Annotated in this window: 26 protein-coding genes and 4 pseudogenes; 17 read left to right on the forward strand and 13 right to left on the reverse strand. The window is 50.5% G+C overall.

Translation table 11 applies throughout. The features are described 5' to 3' along the window. Positions 1–27: 27 nt before the first annotated feature. From JVX88_RS44485 to JVX88_RS28085, 4 genes and pseudogenes are all read right to left on the reverse strand, one after another. Positions 28–114: pseudogene (locus JVX88_RS44485) on the reverse strand (pentapeptide repeat-containing protein); the annotation flags it as partial. Next, positions 86–1,579: pseudogene (gene psaA / locus JVX88_RS28075) on the reverse strand (photosystem I core protein PsaA); the annotation flags it as partial. The pseudogenes psaA and JVX88_RS44485, both read right to left, overlap by 29 nt. 106 nt (positions 1,580–1,685) lie before the next feature. After that, a complete protein-coding gene (locus JVX88_RS28080) occupies positions 1,686–2,495 on the reverse strand; it encodes an ATP-binding cassette domain-containing protein (RefSeq protein WP_211621847.1) in 810 nt (269 codons plus the stop codon). A gap of 11 nt (positions 2,496–2,506) precedes the next feature. Next, entirely contained in the window at positions 2,507–3,286 is a 780-nt protein-coding gene (locus JVX88_RS28085; protein WP_225931201.1) for an FtsX-like permease family protein, read from the reverse strand. Between the two features lie 276 nt (positions 3,287–3,562). Between JVX88_RS28085 and JVX88_RS28090 the strand changes: the two genes are divergently transcribed. The 8 genes from JVX88_RS28090 to JVX88_RS28125 all read left to right on the forward strand — a co-directional run bounded on the left by JVX88_RS28090 (position 3,563) and on the right by JVX88_RS28125 (position 10,436). Beyond that, positions 3,563–4,012 carry a GNAT family N-acetyltransferase gene (locus tag JVX88_RS28090; RefSeq protein ID WP_211621848.1) on the forward strand — a complete coding sequence of 150 codons (450 nt, stop codon included), beginning with the start codon at positions 3,563–3,565 and terminating at the stop codon, positions 4,010–4,012. Further along, positions 4,005–4,700, forward strand: coding sequence for a DUF547 domain-containing protein (locus tag JVX88_RS28095; protein WP_211621849.1), 696 nt, complete (start codon positions 4,005–4,007; stop codon positions 4,698–4,700). Before JVX88_RS28090 ends, JVX88_RS28095 begins: the two co-directional genes overlap by 8 nt. A gap of 291 nt (positions 4,701–4,991) precedes the next feature. Beyond that, complete coding sequence (locus tag JVX88_RS28100; RefSeq protein WP_211621850.1) at positions 4,992–6,440, forward strand: cache domain-containing protein; 1,449 nt, start codon at positions 4,992–4,994, stop codon at positions 6,438–6,440. A 279-nt stretch (positions 6,441–6,719) separates the two neighbouring features. Further along, on the forward strand, positions 6,720–7,130 hold the full coding sequence (locus JVX88_RS28105) for a polymer-forming cytoskeletal protein (protein ID WP_211621851.1): 411 nt from the start codon (positions 6,720–6,722) through the stop codon (positions 7,128–7,130). Between the two features lie 49 nt (positions 7,131–7,179). Continuing rightward, a complete protein-coding gene (gene aroC, locus JVX88_RS28110) occupies positions 7,180–8,124 on the forward strand; it encodes a chorismate synthase (protein WP_211621852.1) in 945 nt (314 codons plus the stop codon). A 78-nt stretch (positions 8,125–8,202) separates the two neighbouring features. Then, positions 8,203–8,796, forward strand: coding sequence for a chromophore lyase CpcT/CpeT (locus JVX88_RS28115; protein WP_211621853.1), 594 nt, complete (start codon positions 8,203–8,205; stop codon positions 8,794–8,796). 219 nt (positions 8,797–9,015) lie between these two features. Further along, positions 9,016–9,636, forward strand: a complete 621-nt coding sequence (locus tag JVX88_RS28120; RefSeq protein ID WP_211621854.1) for a hypothetical protein — start codon at positions 9,016–9,018, stop codon at positions 9,634–9,636. A gap of 362 nt (positions 9,637–9,998) precedes the next feature. Further along, positions 9,999–10,436, forward strand: coding sequence for a hypothetical protein (locus JVX88_RS28125; RefSeq protein WP_211621855.1), 438 nt, complete (start codon positions 9,999–10,001; stop codon positions 10,434–10,436). 28 nt (positions 10,437–10,464) lie between these two features. Here JVX88_RS28125 and JVX88_RS28130 read toward each other — a convergent pair whose 3' ends face one another. The 4 genes from JVX88_RS28130 to JVX88_RS28145 form a co-directional block, all read right to left on the reverse strand. Beyond that, positions 10,465–11,145 (reverse strand): hypothetical protein, encoded by a 681-nt coding sequence (locus JVX88_RS28130; RefSeq protein ID WP_211621856.1) that lies wholly within the window; start codon positions 11,143–11,145, stop codon positions 10,465–10,467. Continuing rightward, positions 11,138–12,013 (reverse strand): aromatic ring-hydroxylating oxygenase subunit alpha, encoded by an 876-nt coding sequence (locus tag JVX88_RS28135; RefSeq protein WP_211621857.1) that lies wholly within the window; start codon positions 12,011–12,013, stop codon positions 11,138–11,140. Before JVX88_RS28135 ends, JVX88_RS28130 begins: the two co-directional genes overlap by 8 nt. 141 nt (positions 12,014–12,154) lie before the next feature. Beyond that, a complete protein-coding gene (locus JVX88_RS28140; protein ID WP_211621858.1) occupies positions 12,155–12,706 on the reverse strand; it encodes a DUF3865 domain-containing protein in 552 nt (183 codons plus the stop codon). Positions 12,707–12,723: 17 nt separating this feature from the next. Then, the gene (locus JVX88_RS28145) at positions 12,724–13,344 is read right to left on the reverse strand and encodes a CDP-alcohol phosphatidyltransferase family protein (RefSeq protein WP_211621859.1); all 621 of its coding nucleotides are present in this window, start codon (positions 13,342–13,344) and stop codon (positions 12,724–12,726) included. Between the two features lie 157 nt (positions 13,345–13,501). Here JVX88_RS28145 and JVX88_RS28150 point away from each other — a divergent pair, with 157 nt between their 5' ends. Beyond that, positions 13,502–14,347, forward strand: a complete 846-nt coding sequence (locus JVX88_RS28150) for an NADH-quinone oxidoreductase subunit J (RefSeq protein ID WP_225931756.1) — start codon at positions 13,502–13,504, stop codon at positions 14,345–14,347. A gap of 76 nt (positions 14,348–14,423) precedes the next feature. Here the strand turns inward: JVX88_RS28150 and JVX88_RS44490 are convergent. Continuing rightward, positions 14,424–15,014 (reverse strand): annotated as a pseudogene (locus JVX88_RS44490) (ABC transporter substrate-binding protein); the annotation flags it as partial. 10 nt (positions 15,015–15,024) lie between these two features. Beyond that, a complete protein-coding gene (locus tag JVX88_RS28160; protein WP_211621861.1) occupies positions 15,025–15,903 on the reverse strand; it encodes a TonB-dependent siderophore receptor in 879 nt (292 codons plus the stop codon). A 113-nt stretch (positions 15,904–16,016) separates the two neighbouring features. Between JVX88_RS28160 and JVX88_RS28165 the strand changes: the two genes are divergently transcribed. From JVX88_RS28165 to JVX88_RS28175, 3 genes and pseudogenes are all read left to right on the forward strand, one after another. Then, complete coding sequence (locus JVX88_RS28165) at positions 16,017–16,664, forward strand: ATP-binding cassette domain-containing protein (RefSeq protein WP_317134463.1); 648 nt, start codon at positions 16,017–16,019, stop codon at positions 16,662–16,664. Positions 16,665–16,793: 129 nt separating this feature from the next. Continuing rightward, positions 16,794–17,102 carry an acyl carrier protein gene (locus tag JVX88_RS28170; protein ID WP_211621862.1) on the forward strand — a complete coding sequence of 103 codons (309 nt, stop codon included), beginning with the start codon at positions 16,794–16,796 and terminating at the stop codon, positions 17,100–17,102. A gap of 20 nt (positions 17,103–17,122) precedes the next feature. Then, positions 17,123–17,323, forward strand: a pseudogene (locus tag JVX88_RS28175) (beta-ketoacyl synthase N-terminal-like domain-containing protein); the annotation flags it as partial. A 100-nt stretch (positions 17,324–17,423) separates the two neighbouring features. On the opposite strand, the gene JVX88_RS28180 reads toward JVX88_RS28175, so the two are convergent. Next, positions 17,424–18,482, reverse strand: coding sequence for a mannose-1-phosphate guanylyltransferase (locus JVX88_RS28180; protein WP_211621863.1), 1,059 nt, complete (start codon positions 18,480–18,482; stop codon positions 17,424–17,426). Between the two features lie 537 nt (positions 18,483–19,019). On the opposite strand from JVX88_RS28180, the gene JVX88_RS28185 reads away from it, so the two are divergent. The 5 genes from JVX88_RS28185 (at position 19,020) to JVX88_RS28205 (ending at position 23,601) form a co-directional block, all read left to right on the forward strand. Beyond that, complete coding sequence (locus tag JVX88_RS28185) at positions 19,020–20,315, forward strand: ABC-F family ATP-binding cassette domain-containing protein (protein WP_211621864.1); 1,296 nt, start codon at positions 19,020–19,022, stop codon at positions 20,313–20,315. Positions 20,316–20,617: 302 nt separating this feature from the next. Beyond that, positions 20,618–21,091, forward strand: coding sequence for a glutaminase (locus JVX88_RS28190; RefSeq protein ID WP_263975638.1), 474 nt, complete (start codon positions 20,618–20,620; stop codon positions 21,089–21,091). Between the two features lie 126 nt (positions 21,092–21,217). Then, positions 21,218–21,805, forward strand: a complete 588-nt coding sequence (locus JVX88_RS28195; protein WP_211621865.1) for an HdeD family acid-resistance protein — start codon at positions 21,218–21,220, stop codon at positions 21,803–21,805. 396 nt (positions 21,806–22,201) lie between these two features. Next, positions 22,202–22,615, forward strand: a complete 414-nt coding sequence (locus JVX88_RS28200) for a fatty acid desaturase (protein WP_317134465.1) — start codon at positions 22,202–22,204, stop codon at positions 22,613–22,615. Further along, the gene (locus JVX88_RS28205) at positions 22,612–23,601 is read left to right on the forward strand and encodes a methyltransferase domain-containing protein (protein ID WP_211621866.1); all 990 of its coding nucleotides are present in this window, start codon (positions 22,612–22,614) and stop codon (positions 23,599–23,601) included. Before JVX88_RS28200 ends, JVX88_RS28205 begins: the two co-directional genes overlap by 4 nt. A gap of 92 nt (positions 23,602–23,693) precedes the next feature. On the opposite strand, the gene fni is transcribed toward JVX88_RS28205, so the two are convergent. Together fni and JVX88_RS43355 are read right to left on the reverse strand one after the other, a co-directional pair. Further along, entirely contained in the window at positions 23,694–24,605 is a 912-nt protein-coding gene (fni, locus tag JVX88_RS28210; RefSeq protein ID WP_211628906.1) for a type 2 isopentenyl-diphosphate Delta-isomerase, read from the reverse strand. A gap of 211 nt (positions 24,606–24,816) precedes the next feature. Beyond that, the gene (locus JVX88_RS43355) at positions 24,817–25,707 is read right to left on the reverse strand and encodes an iron-containing alcohol dehydrogenase (RefSeq protein ID WP_211621867.1); all 891 of its coding nucleotides are present in this window, start codon (positions 25,705–25,707) and stop codon (positions 24,817–24,819) included. Positions 25,708–25,743 lie beyond the last annotated feature (36 nt).

The following is a 25,743-nucleotide window of genomic DNA, read 5'->3' on the forward strand; positions in this document are numbered from 1 at the left end:
GTCGGCTTCTACTAAAATCGCGCGTTCCAGTTTGGCATTGAATAGGTTCGCGCCCCGCAGAATCGCCTGAGTTAAGTTGGCCCGCCGTATGGATCTGCTGAATCCACTGGGCAAAAATGGGCTGAAGCTGAATTCCCGTATCCGAGAACATATCTTGAGGTCGCCCAAAGGCCCGCATCGTGTCGTTATGACAGTACATAGCGAAGCTGTGGAAGCCCAAGAACTGACACACCCAGGCGAGGTGGGAAATAATGGCATCTCGGTGACGGATGACCCGGTCCAGCACATTGTTGACATGATCTGCCGGATTATAGTCTCGCACCATGAAGATAGCTGCGTGAGCCGCTCCTCCAACAATGCAGAAGCCTGCAATCCAGACATGATGGGTGAATAGCGAAGTAACCGTGGCATAGTCGGTGGCCAGATAGGGATAGGGCGGCATGGCATACATATGATGTGCCACCAGCAGGCTAGCGGTTCCCATCTGCACTAGGTGAATCGCCAGGTTGGCGTGCCAAGATGTCTCAAAGATTTTGTCGAGACCGCGATGGCCCACGGGTCCAATGAAATTGAACAAGGGGAACATTTTTGGAGTACGGGCATCATCCAGCAATTCTCTAAAGCTGTGCCCAATTCCCCAGTTGGTGCGGTAGAAGTGACCAGCAATGATAAACAGCACTGCAATTGCTAGATGGTGATGGGCCGTATCTGAGAGCCAGAGACCACCCGTAACCGGGTTCAAGCCACCCTTGAAGGTGAGGAAATCGGTATAAGCGCCCCAGTTGAGGGTAAAGAAAGGAGTCAACCCCTGGGCAAAGCTGGGATAGAGGCTCGCCATCAAATCCCGATTCAGAATGAACTCATGCGGTAGTGGGATATCCTTGAGCGGCACGCCCGCATCTAGCATTTTGTTCGTGGGCAACGCAACGTGGATCTGATGCCCCGCCCAACCCAGCGCACCGCAGCCCAGCAAGCCTGCCAAGTGGTGGTTCATCATGGACTCCCAATTTTGGAACCATTCCAATTTGGGTGCCCGCACGTGATAGTGGAACCAGCCGGCAAATAGCATCAGGGCTGCCATCACCAGTCCGCCCATTGCCGTGCAGAAGAGCTGGAACTCATTTGTGAACCCAGCGGCTCGCCACATCTGAAATAGCCCGGAGGTAATTTGAATTCCGTGGAAGCCACCGCCAACATCGGCATTGAGAATATCTTGGCCAAAAATATTCCAGACGACTTGGGCACTGGGTTTGATATGGATTGGGTCTGTCATCCAGGCTGTAAAGTTGGAAAAGCGAGCACCGTGGAAATACATGCCGCTTAACCAAATAAAGATGATGGCCAAATGGCCAAAATGAGCCGCAAAGATTTTGCGAGAAATATCCTGTAGATCGCTAGTGTGACTATCAAAATCATGAGCATCGGCATGGAGATTCCAGATCCAGGTTGTGGTTTTAGGTCCCCGTGCCAACGTGCGGTCAAAATGTCCAGGCTGCACCCACTTCTCAAATGAAGTAGGAACAGGGTTGTTATCCACTTGGACTCTGGCTCGCCGTTGCTCTGGAGGAGTGATGGTCATGGAGTCGCTCCTTTAATGGGACAAAGGTGAAACATGAGAAGGTGAGATTAAAACAAAGGTGAGAAGGTGAGAAAGCAATGAAGGTGGTTGCAAGCATTAGGAGCCGTCACATCATAAACATGCGGCGATCCAGATTTTTTGGATCATGGGTATTGACAAAGTTCTCCAGGTTATCGTCGGTTTCGAGGCGGCCATCGACTAAGGTGATGATGCGGTCAGCTACATCCAGAATTCGGTTATCGTGCGTCACCATTAGAATCGTGCGGCCTTCTTGTTTAGCGAGTTGTTGCATCAGCGTCACTACTTCCCGGCCAGATTTTTTGTCGAGGGCGGCGGTAGGCTCATCGGCCAGAATCAGAGCCGGCTGGTTGACGAGGGCACGGGCAATTGCGACTCGCTGCTTTTGGCCACCAGAGAGGGCGCTGGGCTTGTAGTCTACCCGGTCTGCCAAACCAAGCTGGCTCAGTATTTCGATGGCTTTTTGGCGTTTATCGCCCCATTCATCGAGCAGTTCTACCGACATTTCCACATTTTGAGCGGCGGTGAGCGAATCAAACAAATTATGAGCCTGAAAAATAAAGCCAATATTGCGGCGCACATTCACGAGTTCAGCTTTACTGAGACCGACAATTTCCTGGCCTAATACCTTGAGGCTGCCTTCCCGCACCGTTCGCAACGCGCCGATTAGCGTCAGCAAAGTTGTTTTACCAGAGCCAGAAGGTCCGGTCATGATCACAATCTGGCCTTTGGGAAGATCGAGATTAATGTCAAACAAAACCTGTTTGCGCAAATCGCCCTGACCAAAATAGTAGTTTAATCCACGGATCTGCACCGCATAGGCGTTTGGATCCGAGTTTGCTTCTAGAGTTGATGATTCAACTAATTGACTCGTGGATTGGCTTTTGGATTGGCTCATGCTGACACTCCTTAGGATCCAAAAACTTCTGCTGGATCGGTAGCCTGAACTTTGCGCACAGCAATTGTGCCAGAGATTAAGCACATGATTGTCGTAGCAATAAACAGATTAATCACCCGTGCTATTGTCATCTGCATTAACAAGCCAGTAGCGTTCATTGCCAACTCATAGAGTGCCCAACTAATCAGAAAGCCGGGAACGAATCCAATCACAGCCAGAATAATCGCCTCTTGCAGCACAATCCCCAACAGGTACCAATTCGAGTATCCCATCGCCTTAAGAGTAGCGTATTCCGCCCAATGTTCGGCAACGTCAGTATAGAGGATTTGGTACACCAGAATAATCCCGACAATAAAGCTCATCGTCGCCAAGAGGGAAAACACAAACCCGATACTGGTGTTGTTGCGCCAGTAATCCCGCTCCTGCTGGACAAATTCAGCCTTGGTCAGGATTTTTACATCCTTAGGAAGCTGATTCCGCAAGGCTTGAGCCACCGCCTCTACATTCGCACCCGACGCTAGTTTGAGCAGGCCGACATCGACCGTATTGAGCGTGCGGCGGTCTTCATCGGGTCCCAGTGCGCCAAAATAGCGCAAAAAGTTTTGGTCGCTCATGACGATGTTGCCGTTACCAGACGCAAAATCGGTACCCAGACTAAAGGTTCCGACCAGACGCACCTGCTGTTCGGCCAGTTCGGTGACAATGCCCGCCTCGGTGGGACCCACTTCCGGACGGGAGCGGTCGTCGATGAGAACGAAGAACTGAACCTGTTCGATGATGAGAAATCGCAAATCTGGATTATTGGCACTAGAGACCAAGTGCTGCACCAGATCAACGAGTTCTACGTCAAGCGGATTGCTACCGACCGAGTCCGGTTCACGCCAATTGTTCCTGCTCCCTTTGCTAAAGGCAAATTCATGACGGTGTTAGAACGCTAATCGAGCTGCCAATCAGGGTATTGATCGATTGAAAGGCCGGCAGGAGTGGGGATTGCTCTCTGCTCCTGCCTTGCTGATGAGAGCTAAACATACTTCAGTGTATACAACTTCAAAATATACAACTTCAAAATGAATATTACTCTGCGTTCCATTTTAGAAGCTGATTTTGAATTCATTTACACCGTGACAAAAATAACGATGCAAGCCTATGTAGAGTTGACTTGGGGATGTTGGGATGACAATCATCAGCGGACACTCATCTACGACTCCATCGATCCATCCACTCACCAGATCATTCAACTTGATGGTCAAGATATTGGTTGTTTAGCGATAGAACGTCATCCCACTCATCTACAATTAACAAAGCTCTACTTATTACCTCAGTTTCAGCGGCAGGGAATTGGCACATTTCTTGTGCAGCAGTTGATCGCAGAAGCAAAGCAGCGTCAGTTACCCCTACGGTTGCGGGTACTAGCCGTAAATCCGGCCTATCAGTTTTATCGACGGCAGGGGTTTGTAGTGCACGAGCAAACAACTGAACGGTTTTTGATGGAGTATGGGGGAAATACCAATGCTTGAATTTGCACCGTGGGACCAGATGCTGCGTCAGTATGTCGATACCCAGGGCCGAGTCGATTATCAAACTTGGCAGTCCTCAGCTCAGTTGCTCAAAGATTGGCTGCATCAGATAGCCCAACTGGAATTAAACCACGCATCCGATCCAAATCTGCGCTTGGCGCTTTGGTTAAACCTCTACAATGCGCTAGTGATCGATCAGATCCTGGAGGTGTATCCCATCCGTTCGATTCGACCCACATTTCTCGGCATTCCCAATTGGGTTGCCTTTCTGCAATTTTTTCAACAGCCGGTTTACCAAATGGGTGGGCATTCCTACACGTTGAACCAGATCGAGCATCAGATCATTCGGCCTGAGTTTCGTGACCCGCGCATTCATTTTGCCCTGGTGTGTGCAGCAGTAGGGTGCCCGCTATTGCGAAATCAAGCTTACCAGCCCGATCAAGTGCAGGTTCAGCTAGAGGATGATGCCCAGCGATTCATCAACAATCCCCAAAAAGTATGCTATCAGCCACCAGTCCTGTATTGCAGTAAAATCTTTCAGTGGTATCAGCAGGATTTTATTCAGCATTCCCACTCAATTCCACAGTATGTTCAAAAATATTTAGCATCCCCGCCTCAGCTTAGTGCCACCACACCAATTCGCTATTTAAGCTACGACTGGGCGCTAAATCAACGCACCTCTTCATAAAACCGCTTTAGGATAGGGGCGGGAACTCCAATTCCCCAAAGCACGCCAATCATTGTATAGATGCCGGTGGCTTTCCAAGCACCCCATTTCGCCACTCGCCGATCCGAAGACTGAACGACCCGATTTACCTGCTTTGCACGGGTGCAGCATTTAGACAAAAGATTTTGCAGTGATTTGAAATTCCATAAGCTGAATGCTTTGCCCTTACCCTATCATCCCTAAACTGCTATGGATTCCCTGCACTCTGACTCAACTCCAATCTCACCGCCTACAGATTCAAACACTAATCCGTTGTCCGAATCTGACGTCACGGCTCCATCCAGCGCCTTGTTCCCCTTTCAACCGCAGCGGAATCTGCTCAAAACGATCAGCCTACGCTACTTGGTCGCAGGGTTGTTCCTGCTTCCCCTGTTTACAGCAGTAGGATTAACAACCTGGCTGTCGATCCGCAATGGTCAAAAGGCAGTAAATGATCTGGCCCACCAATTGCAAACCGAAGTGGGCAATCGCATTTCCGCTCACCTGGATCACTACTTGAGCATTCCGAATCAAATCAACCAAATTAATCTAGATGCAGAAGCATTAGGAATCTTGGATCTGCAAAACTTTAACAGAACCGGTAAATATTTTTGGAAACAGATGCGCGTGCTGAATGTTGGCTATATCAGCTATGCCAATCCGCAAGGTGAGTTTATTGGAGTAGAACGATTAGACAATGGGCAGTTGTTAATTAATGAAGTATCTCAAGATAAAACACAAGGACAGCTCTATGTTTATCAGACAGATGCTCAAGGCAATCGTATTAGGCAACTAGCAAAGAAAGCCTACGACCCCAGAACCGAAGCCTGGTACACTGATGCTGTGCGAGCCAATCAGCCGCTCTGGAGCCAGATCTATCAGTGGGACGACAAACCAGAGGTGTTATCGATTTCATCGAGCTATCCGGTTTATGACAGCGACAAAAAGCTGGCTGGTGTAATCGGTATTGATCTGATCCTGTCGCAAATTAACCAGTTTCTCAACCAGCTTGACATCGGCCCATCGGCTAGGGTGTTTATTGTTGAGCGCAATGGCCTCTTGGTGGGTAACTCAGGTTCATCTATCGCTTATACGATTAGCGCCGACAAACCCCAACGCCTGAGTGCGGAAGACAGTTCGGATCCATTGATTCGGGCAACAGCTCGCCACGTAGCAACCACGCTCGGCGGGTTTGATCAAATGCAAACGACCCAACTCTCAGACTTTAACTTCGATGGACAGCGGCGGTTCGTGCAAGTGCTGCCCTGGCAAGACCAATTAGGGTTAGACTGGCGGATTGTAATCGTAACTTCTGAAGCCGATTTTATGTCGGCAATCCATGCCAATACTCGTAACACTCTCATTCTCAGTATAGTAGCCTTATTGATTGCGGTTCTATTAGCCGTGCTGGCCTCGCGTTGGATTACCGAGCCGCTGATTCGGTTGAGTCAAGCTTCCCAGGCAATTGCCCAAGGCGACCTGGAGCAGCGGGTGGATGTGAATGGTATGGGGGAATTGAGAGTGCTGGCGCAGTCGTTTAACCAGATGGTACAGAAACTCCAGGCATCGTTTACTGAGCTAGAAGACACAAACAAATTTCTGGAACAGCGGGTGGCTGAGCGGACGGCGGCCCTGCAAACCGAAAGTCAAGCGTTGCAACAAGAGGTCGATCACTTACTGCAAGTAGTATTGGCCCTGACGGCTCCTGCTATCAATGGCTAATTAGCTAAAAACTTGAACTAGGTTTCTTAGCTCTAGTCGAGGCGACCTCAATCATGGGGTCGCTTTTTGCATGACTACAGCAGTGACAGTTCGGAACGAATGCAATGATTGTCTACTGCGATGTAGACTCCAGGAATTGCTTCCTTGTAAACTTCACACTAGTAATTCATCCGGCTCCCTCTCTGTGATAGCCCTGGATAATTGGCCTGGATGGCGAACAAATTCGAGCAAAATACTTATACCACCGAACTTCGCTAGACTCATTACCCAAGATTGATCATGTTTAAACGCAGCCAAGGTCGCATCCTCACTTACCTAAGTGCCACTAGCGAGATTCAGGGCACTCTCAATGTAGAAGGCAATTTGCGCATCGATGGAATTGTGCACGGAACGGTTGAAGTTAGAGGCGATTTAGAGGTCGCTAAAACTGGACTTGTGGAAGGCCCAGAACTGAAAGCTCACAACATTGTGGTGCATGGCGTGATCAAGGCGCGTATCGTGGCAGAAGGGCGGCTGATTTTAACCCGGACGGCTCGGCTAGAAGGGGATATTACGGCTCGCTCAGTAGATATTGAGGCAGGTGCCCATTACGTCGGCCATATTGTTACGCCTGAAGTCAAAGCATTGCCAGCTCCTAGCCCATATCCAGAATTAATCGGTGTTGAGGACCAGCGACTGCCTACTCCGTGATGGCTGTCGACAAGGTAAAATAGGTTTTCTTGGCAAGTAGCGCAAGATTATGGGCAATACGTTTGGTCAGCTATTTCGAGTCACGACATTTGGCGAGTCTCATGGCGGTGGAGTCGGTGTAATTATTGATGGCTGTCCTCCACGACTAGAGATCGCACCGGAAGAGATTCAGTTTGAGCTGGATCGGCGGCGTCCAGGGCAAAGCAAAATTACCACACCTCGCAGGGAAGCTGATCAGTGTGAGATCCTGTCAGGTTTGTTCGAAGGAAAAACCTTGGGAACCCCAATTGCGATTTTAGTGCGGAACAAGGATGCCCGGTCGCAAGACTACGATGAAATGGCCCAGAAGTACCGTCCTTCCCATGCAGATGCAACCTACGACGCTAAGTATGGTATCCGCAATTGGCGGGGCGGTGGGCGGTCTTCAGCTCGTGAAACAATTGGTCGGGTTGCCGCAGGTGCGATTGCTAAAAAGATTCTCCAACAGGCCGCCGGGGTTGAAATTATCGGCTATGTCAAGCGCATTAAAGACTTGGAAGGCGTTGTTGATCCAGATACGGTAACGCTGGAACAGGTCGAGAGTAACATTGTTCGCTGTCCAGATGGAGAATGCGCCGAGCAGATGATCGAGTTGATTGAGCAAATTGGGCGCACCGGGGATTCGGTTGGAGGTGTGGTGGAATGCGTAGCCCGCCACCTGCCGAAAGGGTTGGGAATGCCGGTCTTTGACAAACTGGAGGCCGATCTAGCCAAAGGCGTGATGTCCTTGCCCGCTAGCAAAGGGTTTGAGATTGGCTCTGGGTTTGCTGGAACCTTGCTGACTGGCAGCGAGCACAACGACGAGTTTTACATCGACGAGCCCAAGGACTCACCAGCCCTAGAGAAAATTAACGCGGGGCTGACCACCCTGTTTAACAACGGCACCTACGCCCAAATCTACAAAAAATGGTTTGCTACCGAGCCACCCCAGCTACCGGAAGCCGCGCCCATTTAAGGCATGCCGTTCAGCTTCAGGCCATCTGCCCTCTAAAATAAGGGGGATGATCTTGTTGCAGACGTTACGGTTCCGCTCATGACCCACCCGACAGATGTTGCCACCTTGGTGCGCTGGATGGCCGCCGATTTTAGCAATCAAGCCCAGGCAATCGAAAATCCACCCTTCTATGCCCATATCCGTGTTTGTATGCGGCCCCTGCCCTACGAGTTACTCTCAGGAGTCAGCTTGTTTCTCGAGCAGGCCTACGACTACATGCTGAATTACCCCTACCGCTTGCGCATCCTCAAATTCACACCCCAAACCGATCACATTTTGCTGGAAAACTATCTGGTCCAGGACGAAGCCGCTTTCTATGGCGCGTCTCGCAATCTCGATTTGCTGCACACGCTAACTCCCGAACGGATCGAAAAGTTACCAGGCTGCGACATGCTAGTGGAATGGACCGGCAAAAGCTTCAAAGGCCGAGTGGAACCTGGCAAGAATTGTGTCGTCATCCGAAATGGCAAAAAGACCTACCTCGACAACGAATTCGAGATCGACGAACACCAGTTGCTCAGCCTGGATCGGGGCAAAGATCCAGAAACCGATGAGCTAGCTTGGGGATCGGTTGCCGGACCGTTCCATTTTCTGCGGCGCGTCAGTTTCGCCAATGAGGTCGAGCTAGGCTAGAATTGCCGCCTCGGTGCCTTGATGCAGCTTGGCTTGATGTAGCTTAAATCACGTCTAACCAGATAGAGATACGGAAACAACGCTCGATTTTTCAGGATTTGAAACGGCGAGTTAAACAATTGCGCCCTAATGGCAATTGAATTATTATCTGTACTGGGATTTGCACTGAAATCTGTTCGGTAAGCGAGCGAGCGATAGTAGCATAAGATACAATCTCTCATGGATTCATGGTCAGATTACTATAACCGCCGCCTCACCAACCGCCAGACTACCTTTCTGGAGGAAGAGCAGCTCTATGAGCACCTGCTGGATTGCGTCCGGACTGAAACTCCAGAGGAATCGCTAGCTCGATTTCGCAGCTTATTCATCGAGGGCAGCGGCTATTCCGAGCATGCGGTGTGGCAAGCCTTGAAGAAAATTGTGGATTCGCCCTTCGTCGAGAAGGACTTCAAGTTTATCCTCAACCGCAGCTCCTATATTTTCATTAACCACTGGCTGATGCAGCCGCGCTTGCACAGCGCTATCCCCGAACTCGTGGCCCTGTTTGATGCCAGTCCAACGGGGTTAGGGCGCTCTCGCACCACCCAACGCCTGCGAGACTTGGTGCGGCAGTTTCGCACAACTGAACAGTACATGGCGCTGAAGCGCATGGCCCAAGTGGTGAGTCAAACTCCCGACTGGACTGCCAACGGAGGCAGCACACTGGGCACCCTGATTCGCCGCTACCCTTGCCTCTACAACTACAACCTGCTCACAACCGACAGTACCGATGAGATTAAAAACCAGATTCGAAACCCGCCCGCTGCGCGGGCGGCGCAGGGTTTTGGGTTTTATGTTTAATTATGCTCACCTACTTAGTCAATCAGTTTATAGTCTCCTGCCGCAATGTCAACAGATTGGCCTTAACTACAGTCAGACAGCAATCGTTTCCTGATGGCGTTGCTGAATAGAGGTATGAATCGTGGAGTTGCTGTAACTTTGGTAGCCTCGCAGAAAAGGAGGATAGGCGAGAGCCGTAGAAGCTTAAACTCACAGCTCATCATTTTTCAATCATCCTCTGAGAATGTTGGCAGTGGCTGAAGATGATCTGAGGCTGATCTAAGAGACAATCAACGAGTTGACTGAGTCTTAAGTGAGGCTTGCACCAAAATGAGTCCAGAGTTTTGATGAAAACATCGAAACACATCACACAGGGAAAGCTTATGAACTCTACTCCAACTGGATTTGCAGAATATACTCAATTTTCTCACAAGCTAGCACAAGTAGATCTAGCCCCCGTTGCTCAACGGCTTTCTCAAACCGAGGGTTGGAGCGATCAGCAAATTGAGCAGGCAATGGTGCGGTACCAGCAGTTTTTGTTTCTGATTCAACAGTATCCCGATCAAGAATTTGTGCCTGATCGCGAAACCGACTCAGTTCTGCATGCCCATTTGGAAACAGACCAGTATGTTCGAGACTATCAAATCCTGTTTGGCGCTGATTTGCTCCACGAGAATGGATTTGGTACACGCGGAGAGGCAGATCGTTGCTCCTGGTTGGAGCGGTTTAATTACACAAAAGAGCGGATTCAACAGCATTTCAACTGGGCTAGACTGAATGCACTCAAGCCTGCTAATTGTGTAGTGCAATTGGCGTTTTAATCTGGGCAATCGTTTTGATCTGGGCAACCTACACTGGCGAGGGAGAACTTTTAGCTAGGGTTTGTAGCAGTGTCCTGATTGCATCCGCTTCTGCATCCATGCTTAATTTTTCGAAATTATCTAATGCTTGCAATGCCCATTGTCGGGCGTCTTCTGGCTGGTTTTGAATGTGTGCCAATTGAGCCAGGGATTGCTGACAGCAAGCGCTTTGATAGATGTCGTGACTCACTTCAGCACTACGGCATTCTTCCTGCAGGATCTGGGCAGCCGTTGCATAATCTCCACGATGGGTAGCGATATCGGCCAGCCAATTACGAGAACGATGGATCACTTTCTGCCAGTTAATGGCTTGGGCATATTTTACGGCTTCCAAAAAGTATGTCTCCGACTGAGCATAGTCTCCCAGTGTGAAGCTGGCTCTGCCTTGATAATAGCGAATCCGGCTCAGGTGTAGAGCGCGTTTAGACTCGGGAATGCTATCCTGCTTTAGCAGCATCAGGGCATGATCGAGCCAAGGCTGCATTTCGGTCTGACCTTGATGAACTCGTAGCACCAGCAGATTCACGGCCAGATCCAAACTGCGCTGCTGTTGATCGAGGCTCTGGGCAAGGGTTTGATTAAGCGACCATGCTTCTGTGTAGAGCCGCTCGGCTTCTGCCAATCCATCCGGTTGTCCGATCGTTGTGTAAATCCAACCGCGACTAGCCATGATTAGCCGCCAAAGGCGTGACTCGAAAAATCGAAACATTGTCGTTGGCTGTATTCACCATCCAGTTGGGAAACACAAAGCCTTGGTAAGAATAGGAATCGGTGGCTCCCGCAAACGAAGGATGGGTCTCGCTATCGGATCGATATCCCACCTGAATTTGATAGTGGCGTCCATCGGGGCTGGTATGAATCTGCTTTGGATCGAAACACTTAAGGCTGCGAGCATGTACCGTAGACAGGTGATAAGACTCCAGGTAATTCTCGACAAAAAATTTCCAGTTGACCGAGTGCTCATACTCCCAGTGATCGACTTGCCGCAACTCTTCCCAAGCGTGGGGATACTGACGCAGATAATCCCCAAATCCAGCTAAATACTCCTGTAGGGATTCCTGTAAAAAACGGCGATCAGCAGCCAGATGCACAAACACAAAGCCGCCCCAGGTTTCGACCTGTACTGGAGCCAAGGCCACGGTGGAACGATCTAAGTTGGGAAAACAGTCGGCTTGCGGCAGTGCTTGCAGAGCACCATCGTAACCAAAGCTCCAGCTATGATAGCGACAGCGAATTTGTTGGCAATGTCCGTGTCCGTCAAGTAGCCGAGCGCCCCGGTGTGGGCAGACATTATGCATTGCCTTGATGGCTCCAGTCTGGGAGCGAATTAGTAAAATTGGCTGTGTGCCTATTGTACAGGTCAGATAATCGCCAGCCTTAGCCAGATCCGCTTCGCGGCCAACCAGCTGCCATGTTGCGTGCCATAGGGTTTCGTACTCGCGCTCCAGAATTTGCTCAGAGAAGTAGCAGTAGCCCGGTAAACCTTGAGATGTAGGAGCTGTGGTATTCGGTAATTTGAAATCTGTTTGGGAAAGCATGATTGAATTGTCCAATAACTTTTTAAGCCAGCGTGAGTAGATATGAGAGCAAAAGATATGAGAGCAAAAGTGCGGGCATCGTGCCCGCCAAAGAAACGCTGTTACTGTAATATCTACAATTAAGTCCCCACAATTAGGTATCTACGAAACAGCCGCATTGACGCTATCTTGAACTTGCTCCTGAACATGCATTGGTTTGCTGGCTTGGGCATAATTGAGTAGCATTGCTTCCACGAGTAAGTTATGCCACCAGGCATCCATAATGGTCATCACAGCACGAAAGCCCTGCTGAAATTGGTGAAAATCGTTTGGAGTTAGGTAGGTCGCAATGGCAGTTTGCAGTTGCTCTTCATGGGCTGGCTCCCACTCGTTGAGGTGCATCTCAAAAAAGTAGTGCAGGGGTTTGGGCAGTGCCCCTTCCATGAGAAACTCAATCAGGCGTTTAACTAATTGCAGTTCGGCAATTGAGGTGGCTTCAACTGCATACATCGCCCCCAAGCTGTAAACAACTGGCTGATCGAACACCAACCGCAAAGCTTTCAGCAGAACGAGAGTGGCTTCAGAAGGAGGTGTGCCCAGAACAGGCACGTTTAATCCCATTTCCAGTCCTTGAGCTAGCAGCTCTGCATGGGAAATGTTGTGAGTTTGGCTGCCTAGTTCCTCGGCAATGTTTTCGCTTAGTATTTCTGACACTGCTGTCCAACCTGCTGCTAACACCAGACGGTGATCGCCACGGTCAGCCAGACCGCAGCCGAGACCGCGTCGCGCTGAGGACCGGGGTGGATGGGGTCGCCCGCGCCGAGCACCAGAAGCACAAGTGGGACGCACGCCGACTGCAGTATCATTTTCAGTTTGCCCGACCATGTGGCGGAGAAGTCCACCCCTCGGGATTCCATGACGCCCCTGAGGGAGGTGACGAGCAGCTCTCGGGCGAGCATGACCACCGCCATCCACGGGGCGACGGCGGTCATCTGGCGTCCCGTCGCCAGGTCGGTGAACCCGGGTCCGGCGAGCAGGATGAACGCGCCAAGGACCAGGATCTTGTCGGCCATGGGGTCCATGACCCGGCCGAACGGGGTGATGGCATTCCAGCGCCGGGCCAGCAAACCGTCGAGCGCGTCGCTGAGGGCGGCGAGGGCGAAGAGGCCCGCGGCGAGCAGGCAGAGCCAGTCGAGCGGGGCGGCCTGCGCAAGGTCGGGGTCGTGGAGTGCCTGGGCTCGTGCGCGCGCGTGATATGGCTGCAACGAGAGGAGCACGAACACCCCCGTGGCCATGACGAGCCGGGCGACGGTGATGGCGTTGGGGAGAACTCGATGGAGGTCGGTGGGCACGGGCTGGGGGTCCTCGCGGTTGAAGGTGTGGAAGGGCGGCCCTATTCTGTCCGCTCTCTCGGGCTGCCGCCGCGTCGCGCTGGGGTTCCCGGTGGCTTCGGATCGGTCGTGGCCGGCGGTGTCGCGGGTAGGCCTTGCGGGGACGATCTTGGAACAGATGGTCAACCCCATGTTGTTCTACACGCTTCTGGCCCTGGGTGGCCTGGGCGTGTGCCTGGCGCTGCCCAGGCGAACACTGAACCTTCAGTTCGTGGGCGGGTTGGTGGCCGGGGCCGCCGCCGGGCTGGCGATCCTGCTGCTCTCGCTCCAGGCGGGTCGGGAGCAGCTCCCCAATCTTTACTTCTACGTGTTTGGTGTGCTTGCGCTGGGCGGGGCGCTTCGGGTCATCACTCACCCTAAACCGGTGTACGCCGCGCTGTACTTTGTGCTGACCATCCTTGCCACAGCCGGGCTCTTTGTGCTCCTCTCGGCCGAGTTCCTGGCCTTTGCCCTGATCATCGTGTACGCGGGCGCGATCCTCATTACCTACCTCTTTGTCATCATGCTGGCGACGCAGGCTCCGGTCGAGGGGCAGGAAGAGGTCACGCCCGTCTACGACACCGTGGCTCGGGAGCCGGTGGCGGCGACGGCGGCGGGTTTCGTGCTGCTGGCGGTGCTGACGACCATGATGTTCCGCGGGCTTGGCGAGCCCATGCCGGCCCCGGCGGACCAGCGGTCCCGCGATGCGCTGCTGGCGGTGATGCCGGGCAAGATCGAGAAGTCGCTCCGCGACGCCGGCCTGATGGGCCCGGGCGATGTCCTTGCGCGCAACGAGACCACGGGCCAGTGGCTGTTCGACCTGGATGCGGGGGTGATCGAGGTGGTCTCGCGGCAGGGTGAGGTTCGTCGGATTCCGCGTGAGGAGTGGCCCTCCACGCTGGCGACCGGGAACGTCGAGGGCGTGGCGTGGAGCCTGCTGGCCCCGGTGGTCGCTGCAAACCGATATCCGAAAAAATTTGACTAATGTGATGCGTTGCATCCGGCGTTGAAAGGGGTTCGCCATATACATGAATGACAGACACTTGAATCTCGTTCAGCCGTTCTGCCAGTGCTTGTTTAAGCTCTTCAACTCTATCTTGATACTGGCTTAGAACTTGATTGGCTTGCTCGCTTTTCCCAAGAACTCCTGCAATGTAGCGAAACCTATCTTTGAAGGAATCAAATTGATTATGATCAATAACTACAGTCGGTGCAATGGACGAGAGATGGCTGTAAATTTGATGATGCAAATGATGGGTCGCAAAAATTAAATCGGGCTTCAGTGCTGCTATTTTCTCTAGGTTTGGTTGCTCCATACTTCCAAGGACTTCAATGCCCTCAGACTGTTCAGCCGTCAATCCTCGAAATGCAATTCCTTCCTCAGATGCATAGGTGGTTGCAGCGATCGGTTTAACACCCACAGCAATGACAGGATCAAGAATGATAGTGTCATGGAGAACGACAACTCGCTGCGGATCAGTCGGAACATTGGTTTCACCGAGGGCGTGATTCACCAACTGAGTTGAACTTGATGCAGTCGGCTCTCTGTTCGATGAATTTGAAGAGAGACTTTCACCACAAGCGATCGACAGCAGACTGATGAGTCCTGTGATCAACAACCATTGTCCCAACCGATTTTTTTTAACCGTCATACTCCCTAACTCAAAAATTAATGGATAAGGTTGCGATCACTGTCAATGGCAAACCGGAATCGATCGCAACGCGAGAATTGCTTGCCTCAAAGTATTGAACATCAAACAAGTTTTTGATATTGAGAGCCACCTGAAAACTGGGTCTGCGGTAATACAATGCAGCATCGGTTCTGACAAAGCTAGGCAATTGAAAAGTATTACTAGAATCGCCTTGACGACTGTCTGAAAAGAAGGCCCCAATCCCAAATCCTAGTCCTTGTAAATCTCCCTCTTGAATTTCGTAGGTTGTCCACAAACTCGCACTATGTTCAGGAACGCCCCTCAGTTGATTTCCTTCAAGCGGACTTGTATCTCTGCTAATGATCGCATCCGTGTAGGCATAGGAAGCAATAACATTCCAACCATTGAGGATTTCTCCAGCGATATCCAATTCAATGCCACGACTTCTTTGTTCTCCGGTTTGAATTGAAAAGTTTGGATTGTCTGGATCATCGACGGCTACGTTAGATTTTGTAATTTGGTATGCAGCTAGCGTTGCTGATAATCTGCCATCCAAGAATTCGCTTCTGACACCAATTTCATATTGAGTTCCCCGTTCTGGATCAAGGCGAGAGCCATCAACGGTTCTGGAAAAAAGATTGGGGGTAAAGGAACGGGTGTAGCTGGCATAGAGGGAAACCGTTTCGATGGGTTGATAAACAATGCCAATTCTGGGGCTAAACGCATCATCATACAAGCTCGTTGTTTCTGCGGCTAGGAGGTTGATCGATTCATAATCAATGAAATCAAAACGTCCTCCAATGAGCAGCTTGAGGTTGTCTGTGAAGCTGATTAAATCTTGTAGATAGATGCCGATGTTGTTTGTAGTATTTATGATTGTGATCTGCATAGTGTCTGGCTTGTTTGCTATCAATAAATTACGGCTAGCCGATCCAGCCGATGTTTTCTAATCCACTCTTTTCTAACTCTTTTCTAACTCTTTTCTACTCTTTTAAGACAACAATGCCCCCACCCATTCTTTCAATCCGCAATCTCAACCACTTTCTTGGTTCACAGTCTTTGCGCTGTCAAGTTCTGCATGATATTGATCTAGACCTTCACGGTGGTGAGATTGTAATCTTAACCGGACCTTCGGGAGCTGGTAAATCTACCCTGCTCAGCCTGATCGGTGGCTTGCGTTCGGTGCAATCAGGCAGCCTCAAACTATTTGACCGTGAGTTATGCGGTGTCAGTACTAGCCAGTTAGTTCAGATTCGCCGTCAGATTGGTTTTATTTTTCAGTCTCATAATTTGCTAGAATTCCTGACCGCTCGCGAGAATGTGCGCATGTCGGTTGAATTGCAATCAGGGATTTCCTATCGGGTTGTGGAGCAACGGACTACCGCCATGCTGAATTTTGTCAAGCTGGGAGACCGGCTCGACTACTATCCCCATCAGCTTTCCGGAGGACAAAAGCAGCGAGTAGCAATCGCCAGAGCATTGGTTAACCAACCCAAACTGGTACTGGCCGATGAACCAACTGCATCTCTGGATAGCAAAACCGGGCGAGATATCGTTGAGATGATGCAGCGTTTAGCCAAAGAGCAAGGTTGCACAATTTTGATAGTAACGCATGATCATCGATTCTGGATATTGCCGATCGGGTGCTGAGAATGGAGGATGGACATTTACTGAGCAATTTTGTAGAGAATAGTAACGAAAACCGCAATAGAATAATTGAACTCTCCCAATATGGTAAGTAGTTAAAAACAGAAAATCTTGTGATGAATGAGGTGACCCATGGTTGAACCAATATTAGATAATTGGTTGGAAGAGCTAGATGAGTCAGAAACGCCAACTTTAACTACGGCTGATGAAATTGAAACCTGGCTAGCTGCAAAACTGGCTGAACGATTAAGTGTAGACCCTACTGAGATCGACACACAAGTTCCGTTTGAAAGCTATGCCTTGGAATCCGCTGATGCTCTAATTCTCCTCGATCATCTAGAAACCGAACTGGGGTGTACCCTCTCTCCTACCATTCTGTGGAACTATCCCACAATCGCAGCCCTCTCTCACCATTTGTCTACGCAAACGCTTACTTACTAAACGCCTACTCACTAACGCTGATGGAACCAATTGCAGTCATCGGAAGCGGGTGTCGTTTTCCAGGTGCTCACAACCCGCAGTCGTTTTGGCAACTGCTGTGTCGGGGAGGAGATGCGATTACGGAAGTCCCGCCTGATCGGTGGGACATTGACCAGTTTTATGATCCAACTCCTGGTCGCCCTGGCAAGATGAACACTCGCTGGGGTGGTTTTTTAGACCAGGTGGATCAGTTTGACCCACAGTTTTTTTGGGATCTCGCCTCGCGAAGCGGTTTCGATGGACCCACAGCAACGGCTTTTGCTTGAGGTAGCTTGGGAAGCACTAGAAAGCGCGGGACAGGTGAATGAACAACTGGCGGTCCTGGAGCTGTTTCAATATCTTCTTAATGTCCTGTGTTCGGTCTTTTTTGACAATTAGCGTCACCTTACCGTCGCGAACAATCACCGTATCGTCTAAGCCAATCGTGACAATCAAATCATCATCGTCGGTGGCATAGAGCAGCGCACCCTGGGTATCGAGTCCGACATGTTTGGCTAGCTCCACATTGGGGTTCTCATCCTTGAGCAGACGTTCGATGGCGTTCCAATCCCCTAGGTCATCCCAACTAAAGCTAACCGGCAGCACATAGGCCCGGTCGGTTTTTTCCATTAGCGCATAGTCGATGCTGAGTTTGGGCAGATTCAGATAGGCCGAGGGTCCCTGCTGCTGCAAGGGTTGCAGAATCTCTGGCGCGTGAATTTGCAGCTCCTTAAGCACGACGCCCGCTGGAAACACAAACATGCCGCCATTCCAGCTAAACTGACCCGTCGCCAAAAATTGTTCTGCTGTCGCGAGATCGGGCTTTTCGGTAAAGCGGCTCACCTTATAAGCCGGCAGTTGATTAAATGTACCGATGGCTTCCCCCTGTTCGATATAGCCATAGCCGGTAGAGGCATAGGTGGGTTTGATGCCAAGCGTGGCAATAGCAGCATTTTGCTGGGCCAGCTCTTCAGCGGCCTTCAGGGTTTGCTCAAAGACATCTTGCTCCCCAATCCAGTGGTCAGCGGGGAAAAAGCCGATAATGGCGTCTTCTCCATAGCGCTGGGCAATTTCCAGCGTGGCCCAGGCAACAGCGGGTGCCGTATCCCGGCCTTCCATTTCCACCAGCAGGTTTTCTAGCGGCAGATTCGGGAGCTGCTGCCTCACTCCTTCTTCTAGATGAGCAGCTGTAATCACCCACAACCCTGACCATCCACCGGCCAGGTTCAACAAACGGTCTGCTGTTGCTTGCAGCAAACTCCTACCGCTGCCATCTAAGCTGAGAAACTGTTTGGGACGATGTTTCCGACTTAGAGGCCAAAACCGCTCTCCTTTACCACCAGCTAAAATTACGGGGATCATGACATTTGGGTGATTGTTCTACAATTCCGCCCCATCCTAACAAGTCTTGCGCGCGCCTCAGATCCGCTGAAATACTCGCTTTATTGCAATTTCATCAGCAACTGGTCAATTCGCCCCGATTTTCACGGAAGCAAAATCTCTTTGCTCACTCGTGTAAGTTGGACCAGAGGAGGGAAGACAGTCTATCCACGGTTCAGGTTATAATTCGGGGGCAATTAAACAAAACTAAACATTTAGCGAGATTATTCTACTTAAGTAGTCATTTTAAGTAGTCATTCAGCTAGGCCATTCCGTTCGATAGCTCCTCTAGGTATTCCATTGCTGCGGCGTTTGCCAATGCCATCGACCTATAGCTGGATGCGGGTTACAAAAGCCATCAAGAGGTGAAAGCGTGAAACAGAAGGGATATGACTCTCAATTGCAGCGTCCGACCCAGGAACCTCCTAATGAGGTAATTAATGGGGTGACATCTCCTCCTGCATTAGAGCCTGACCATTCTGTAAGTCCGTCGATTGTTCGCTCGTCTGGTGTGGGCAGATGGCTATTTCGAGGGTCGTCACCAACCGGATTCTAGAAATCGATCGAGGCGAGCTGTACACCTATGACGGTAACTATTCCTACTATTTAGAGAAAAAAGCCGAGGCTGAGGAAGTCGAAATCAATTCCCAACGCAAACATCGAGGTGTCTTACGACGAGAGTTGGAATGGCTGAAGCGGGGTCCCAAAGCCCGTAGCACAAAGCAAAAAGCCAGAATCGACCGCATCCGCGATATGCAGGCCCGAGAATTTAGGCAGACCCAGGGTAATGTGGATATTTCAACTGCCGGTCGGCGGATTGGCAAAAAGGTGATTGAACTGAACGGCATCGGTAAAGCCTATGGAGATCGGGTGCTGATCAAAGATTTTACTTATGCCTTCAATCCGGAAGATCGGGTTGGCGTAATTGGCGCTAACGGAACAGGTAAAACGACGTTGATGAATCTGATTACAGGCCGAGTAGAGCCAGATATTGGTACGGTGGAAATTGGCAGCACGATTCATATCGGTTATTTTGATCAGCATTCCGAAGATTTGCTGCTCAACCCAAATCAACGAGTAATCGAATACCTCAAAGACGTGGCCGAGCTAGTCAAAACGGCGGATGGCTCGATTATTACAGCGTCCCAAATGCTGGAGCGATTCCTGTTTCCGCCAAATCAGCAATATGCGCCGATTAATAAACTTTCTGGTGGAGAAAGGCGACGGTTATTTTTACTGCGGGTGTTGATGAGTGCACCCAATGTCTTGATCCTAGATGAACCCACGAATGATCTAGATGTACAAACCCTCGCGGTTTTAGAAGAATATCTCGAAGACTTCAACGGCTGTGTGATTGTGGTGTCGCACGACCGCTATTTTCTGGACCGCACCGTAGACACAATTTTTGCTATCGAAATCGATGGCCTGATTCGGCAGTACCCCGGTAACTATTCGGTTTACTTGGACTACTGCGCTGAGGTCGATGAGGAGAGTACAAAAGCTTTAGAACCAAAATCTCAGTTGAAAGCTGAGTCAAAGTCTGAGCAGAAATCTGCCTCTGCCGCACCTGCCGCCAAGAGTCCAGATACCACCAAACCGCGTCGCCTCTCCTACAAAGAAAAACGCGAATTGGAACAGCTAGAAATCCAGATTCCGCAGTTAGAAGCCGAGAAAACAGAACTGGAGAAAACCCTTTATAGCAACCCGCCAGCTGACTTCACAGCAATGCAGACGTTGACTGAAAAGTTGGCTGAATTGGAACATACAATTGAATCCAGCACTGAACGCTGGTTAGAACTGGCCGAGTTGCAGTAAGCTGGACAGTCGGATAGATTGATCAAACTATACATTTGACTGGTTATCCCGTAATCAACGCTGCTATCTTTCCTGCAAAAACCCTGCCTAATCTTCAATTAATGACTCTGCAACTTTGCCAGTCAATCCACAAACCGTGGCAAAGTATCGTCGAGCTTTCACACCCTCTCGCGCCAAAGACGATCCAACTGACGCTTACATTCTGCTGGAGTTGCTGCTCAAACATGGATACGGATTGTCTGGCGCTGTACTGGCCCTCACTCCAACTCTTGACTCCCGACACCTGACTCCTGGCCCAGGAAATCTATCAATCCGAAGCCGCAACAAACCAGCGAAACAAAGGCATTGCTAAGATTCTCCAGGCTTACGACCGCATCTTTTTCGATCCGATTGCTGCCACTGATATTTACACCAAGCAATGTTCGCTGAATGTCACTGCGAAGGATCTGGCTGTCATGGCCGCGACGTTAGCAAACGGTGGCGTCAATCCGGTCACAAAGGAGCGAGTCATCGATGCTATCCACTGTCAACATGTGCTAGCGGTGATGGTGACTGCCGGTCTCTACGAAAACTCTGGCGACTGGCTGTATGAAACTGGTTTGCCCGGTAAAAGTGGCGTCAGTGGCGGCATAGTAACGGTTTCACCCGGTAAAGGCAGCCTTTGCACCTTTGCACCACCTCTGGATACTGCCGGGAATAGCGTTAAAGGCCAACTGGTAGCCAAATTCCTTTCTGAACGCTTGGGGTTGAATCTATTCGCATCTCAGCCTTTGTAGGTAAGACTTGGTAGGCCATAAAACTTGGTAGGCCATAAAACTTGGTAGGCCATAAGACTTGGTAGCAATACTGCGATTCATCTGCTTTTGACCTATGAACTAATTTACATCAACGAGGACTGTTCTATGTATGCTGATTTGCCTTCTTATATCGATGTCCGAAAATCTACCGGCTGGATCATTGCCCTCAGTATTGCCCTGATCATTCTCGGCATTCTAGCGATCTCATCACCTGTGATCGCCTCTGCTTTTTTTACGGTTCTGATCGGTTGGATTACCCTGATCGGCGGCGTAATTAGAATTATTCAGGCTTTTAAAGCCAGACCACTGCGAGGATTCTGGTGGAGCCTTGTGGTAGGTATTTTCTACGTGATTGCGGGTATTTACATTCTGTTCAATATTGCAGCCTCAGTAGTAGCACTCACATTTGCCTTTGGGATTCTGTTTGTTGTTGAGGGCATTTTTACCATCATCATGGCCTTTACCAATCGAACAGGGCGGGGAATGTCGTGGTTGGTCGCGTTAAGCGGCATCGTAACGCTAATTCTAGGCATTATGGTGCTGAATCGGTTTCCCTTTAGCGCTTTGTGGTTGATTGGTTTATACGTTGGAATTAGCTTGCTGTTCAATGGCATTGCTTTCCTGTTTGCTGCACTCGCCGCTCGACGGGCTGCTGCTGAGTATCTGCCAAGAACCGATGAGGCCAATTATTAGCGACCCCGCAGTTGACCGACAAAGCTGCTAAGCAACTCTTCGCTGCGATTTTCAGTTCGTTTGAGAGGAGGTTCGCTGTGAGCTAGACAGTTTTTTGCAGCATAGCGACAGCGCAAGTAAACTAAGCGGACATTTATGCTTAAACGTTCTCCTGACGCTTATTTATATCTTTCGCTGCTATTACTGCTACATAATGTTCGATTTCCTATCAGTTTCATATAACTGTCTGTCTATAATCTAGACTGCAGATGTTTCAAATAGCACTGCCTTTTCTACAAAAGCTTGTGAAAGCGAGGTTTTCTATGGTTTCTAATCGTGTATTTAGTGTTGGTTTAGCAGCGTTACCAATTCTGTTAGTAGTGAGCTGTACCAATCAGACTGCAAATTGCATTAGCGGTGCTCCTCTACGGGCTAGGTGGAATGCCCTTTGTCGTGTGGGGTATTTTCGTGCGTTTATTTGTGGGCTTTCATAGCACCTGTTTCGTCAATAGTGCTTGTCACAACTTTGGCTATCGTAACGTTGACGTGGGCGATCGCTCTACAAATTGCTGGTGGGTGGCGCTGTTGACCTTTGGCGAAGGATGGCACAACAATCATCATGCCTGTCAATCCTCGGCGCAGTTTGGCTGGCGCTGGTGGGAGGTGGATATCATTTGGTTGACGATTCGAGTACTGGAGAAGCTGAAACTAGTCGCGAACGTCAAAACCGCACACTTGTTGAATTCAAACGATGTGATTAGCGATAACGAAAGCCAGACTACAAAGATACTGACATTTCCATTGAAACTCAAACTCCGTAAACATCTATGAGTCTATTTCTTGTTATCACTGGTTTGCTATTGGCGACTCTGGCGATCGCGATTGCCCTTTATCTGGCTACAGCTCGTCGATATCAGTCGTCCTACTCGGTCGCCAATTCCTATGATCAATGGACACAGGATGGAATTTTAGAGTTCTATTGGGGCGAACATATTCACTTGGGGCATTATGGCGCTCCCCCGCAGCGCAAGGATTTTCTCAAAGCCAAGGAAGACTTTGTGCATGAGATGGTGTGTTGGGGAGGATTAGACAAACTCCCTCCTGGAACCACCGTTTTGGATGTAGGCTGTGGCATTGGTGGCAGTAGTCGCATTCTGGCACGGGAGTATGGCTTCCATGTGACTGGCATTACCATCAGTCCTCAACAAGTTAAACGTGCCCAAGCATTGACCCCGACTGGGGTGAGTGCCCAGTTCCAAGTTGATGATGCCCTGGCACTGTCCTTTCCCGATGCCAGCTTTGATGTCGTCTGGTCGATCGAAGCAGGTCCTCACATGCCTGATAAAGCACAATTTGCCAGAGAGCTATTGCGCGTTCTAAAACCAAGCGGAATTTTGGTGGTTGCTGATTGGAATCAGCGGGATGATCGTCAGCTTCCACTCAATTTTTGGGAAAAGCCAGTCATGCAACAACTGCTCGATCAATGGTCTCATCCGGCGTTTGCCAGCATTGAGGGATTTGCAGAATTATTAGAGGCAACTGGATGGGTTGAGGGAACTGTAGAAACCGCAGACTGGACAGAGCAAACGCTTCCTTCCTGGCTCGATTCAATCTGGCAGGGAATTGCTCGTCCAGAAGGCTTAGTCCGCTTCGGTCTATCGGGTTTTATCAAATCAGTGCGAGAAGTTCCCACCATTCTGCTAATGCGATTGGCGTTCGGCACCGGACTTTGCCGATTTGGAATGTTTCGGGCAGTGCGGACGAATTGCACCGTGCCATCAACAGAAACGATAGAAAACCAGATTGCGTCTGTTTAGGTTCTCAGGAAATGCCATGTCACAAGAGACTTTATTGGTTTGTATTCTCTGCCGCTCGTCTCAAACTGAGGCAAGGCAAGCAGGTTTGAGTGCTAAGTACAGGACAAAAAATGAAGGGTGTGGAAAAACTCATTTGTGAGTAAGTCAATGTTGAGCCCGTCTCGCAAACCCCCAGAGGCGATCAAAGCAATGGTCGGCGCCACCGAACGCACCGCAGTGATGCAGTCAGCAGTAGGAATCCCCCAATTGGCGAAGGTTTGCCCCAGACGGCGTTGGCGCAGATCCGCTGCTCGCTCGCTTTCAACCCTAGCCCAAGAGGTACCGCCCGCCCCTGCTACATCGATGGCACTGACGCCCGCCTCTATCAGCTTTTGTGCCATCGAGCCAGAAATACCATTGCCCACCTCCTTGGCAATCACGGGCACCGGAAGCTGTTGGCATAGCTGCTCAATTTTTCTTAGTAGGCCGCGAAAATTGGTGTCGCCGCAAGTTTGGACACACTCTTGCAGAGGATTGAGGTGAAGCACCAACGCATCCGCTTCTAATAGATCAATGACCCGCTGGCATTCGGTGACGCCGTAGCTGTAGTTAAGCTGCACAGCTCCTAGATTGGCAAACAGCAGAATATCTGGCGCTACCGAACGCACGGCAAAGGTAGCCGCCACCTGGGGGTTCTCAATTGCCACCCGTTGGGACCCAACTCCCATTGCGATTCCATACTGCTGGGCCACTGCTGCCAGCCGATAGTTAATCAACCGCGCTAACTCGGTGCCGCCCGTCATGGAGGAAATCAACAGCGGAGCCGCCAGCGACTTGCCTAGAAATGAGGTAGACAGATCAATTTCCGCCCGGTCGAGTTCGGGTAGACAGCAGTGAGTAAAGCGATATCGTTCTAAGCCCGTTGTCGTTTGGTGGAACTGGACATCTTCTTCGAGGCAAACACGCAAGTGATCGGCTTTGCGGTTTTGAGTAGCAGCCGCTTGCTCTGGAGCCGCTTGAGAGATGAAATCGCTGGCCACACTGGGTGCAGCACTCGAGAGAGAATCACCAGAAAAATCGGTTGAAGAATCGACAGAGTTAATGGTTGTATCCACAACAAGTTAAAAAGAGCCAACTGCTTAAGCTAGTTTGCCATGCTCTTGTTCATTCCTGATGCCAAACACACAATGCGCAACAACCAACGTGCAACAACCAGTTGCCAGACACCAACTCGTACTAGGACCGGACCTCGTACTTATGGGCGTAGGTTTTGAGCAAAACACTCACCTGAGAAAGCATCTCATCGCCTGCACTCTTACCCAACGCCTGCCGTTCTGGGAAAAACTCTGGCTGATCGAGGTTGCGGGCAATTGCCTCACTAACCTGCTGAGCAATCAACGCTTGCAGTTCATCCTTAGCTCGCCCACGCTGATATTCTGCCCCTTCTTCGGTGGTGGCATAGAGGGGCGGCAGACGGTTGAGGGCGTAGGCAGCAATGTCTCCTAAATCGAGGGTGCAATCGCTGGTGGCTTCGATTTCGGCAACGCGGGCAATCGCCTCGGTCAGCACCAGTTCTTCCATGACGTTAATAAACTGCTTGCGGGGCACCGCTACCACTTCACCGGTTAACAATGCTCCCATCAGCCGATCGAGCGCCATGTATTCTTCAATCGACAGCTCAGACGCCGTATCACAAATGCGGCCTACTTCTGCTTCCATTGCCGGGGTGAGGTAGCCATCTTGCAGAACCGGCAAATGGCATTGATAGGCCAGGAGTTTGGCTGCATCCAGGGCTTTACCGCCGCCCACGCCAATCACCACATCCGCTTGATGGGCGCTAACCGTCGCCCGCAGGCTACCCAGTTCCGCTTCGCTGCAATGCTCGCCGTAGTTGGCATAGGCCAAGCTAAGCTGGTGCTGATCGGCTGTCGTTTGCAATAGAGCCTGCACCACGCCCAGGGTCCGATCGCCCACCACCGCCAACGGACGCTGACCCAAACGCGCTAGGGCCGCTCCAGACTGGACCAACATTCCACTTCCCCGCATCACCTGAGCTGGCGCAATTGCCAGGGGCAAAATAGGTGCGGTTGACTCTGTTAAATTCACTCGCAACGTTAAATCTGTCATAGCCGAAATACCTCAACTCCATGAACAGTGAGGTAA

The sequence above is a fragment of the Leptolyngbya sp. 7M genome (genome assembly GCF_018128485.1).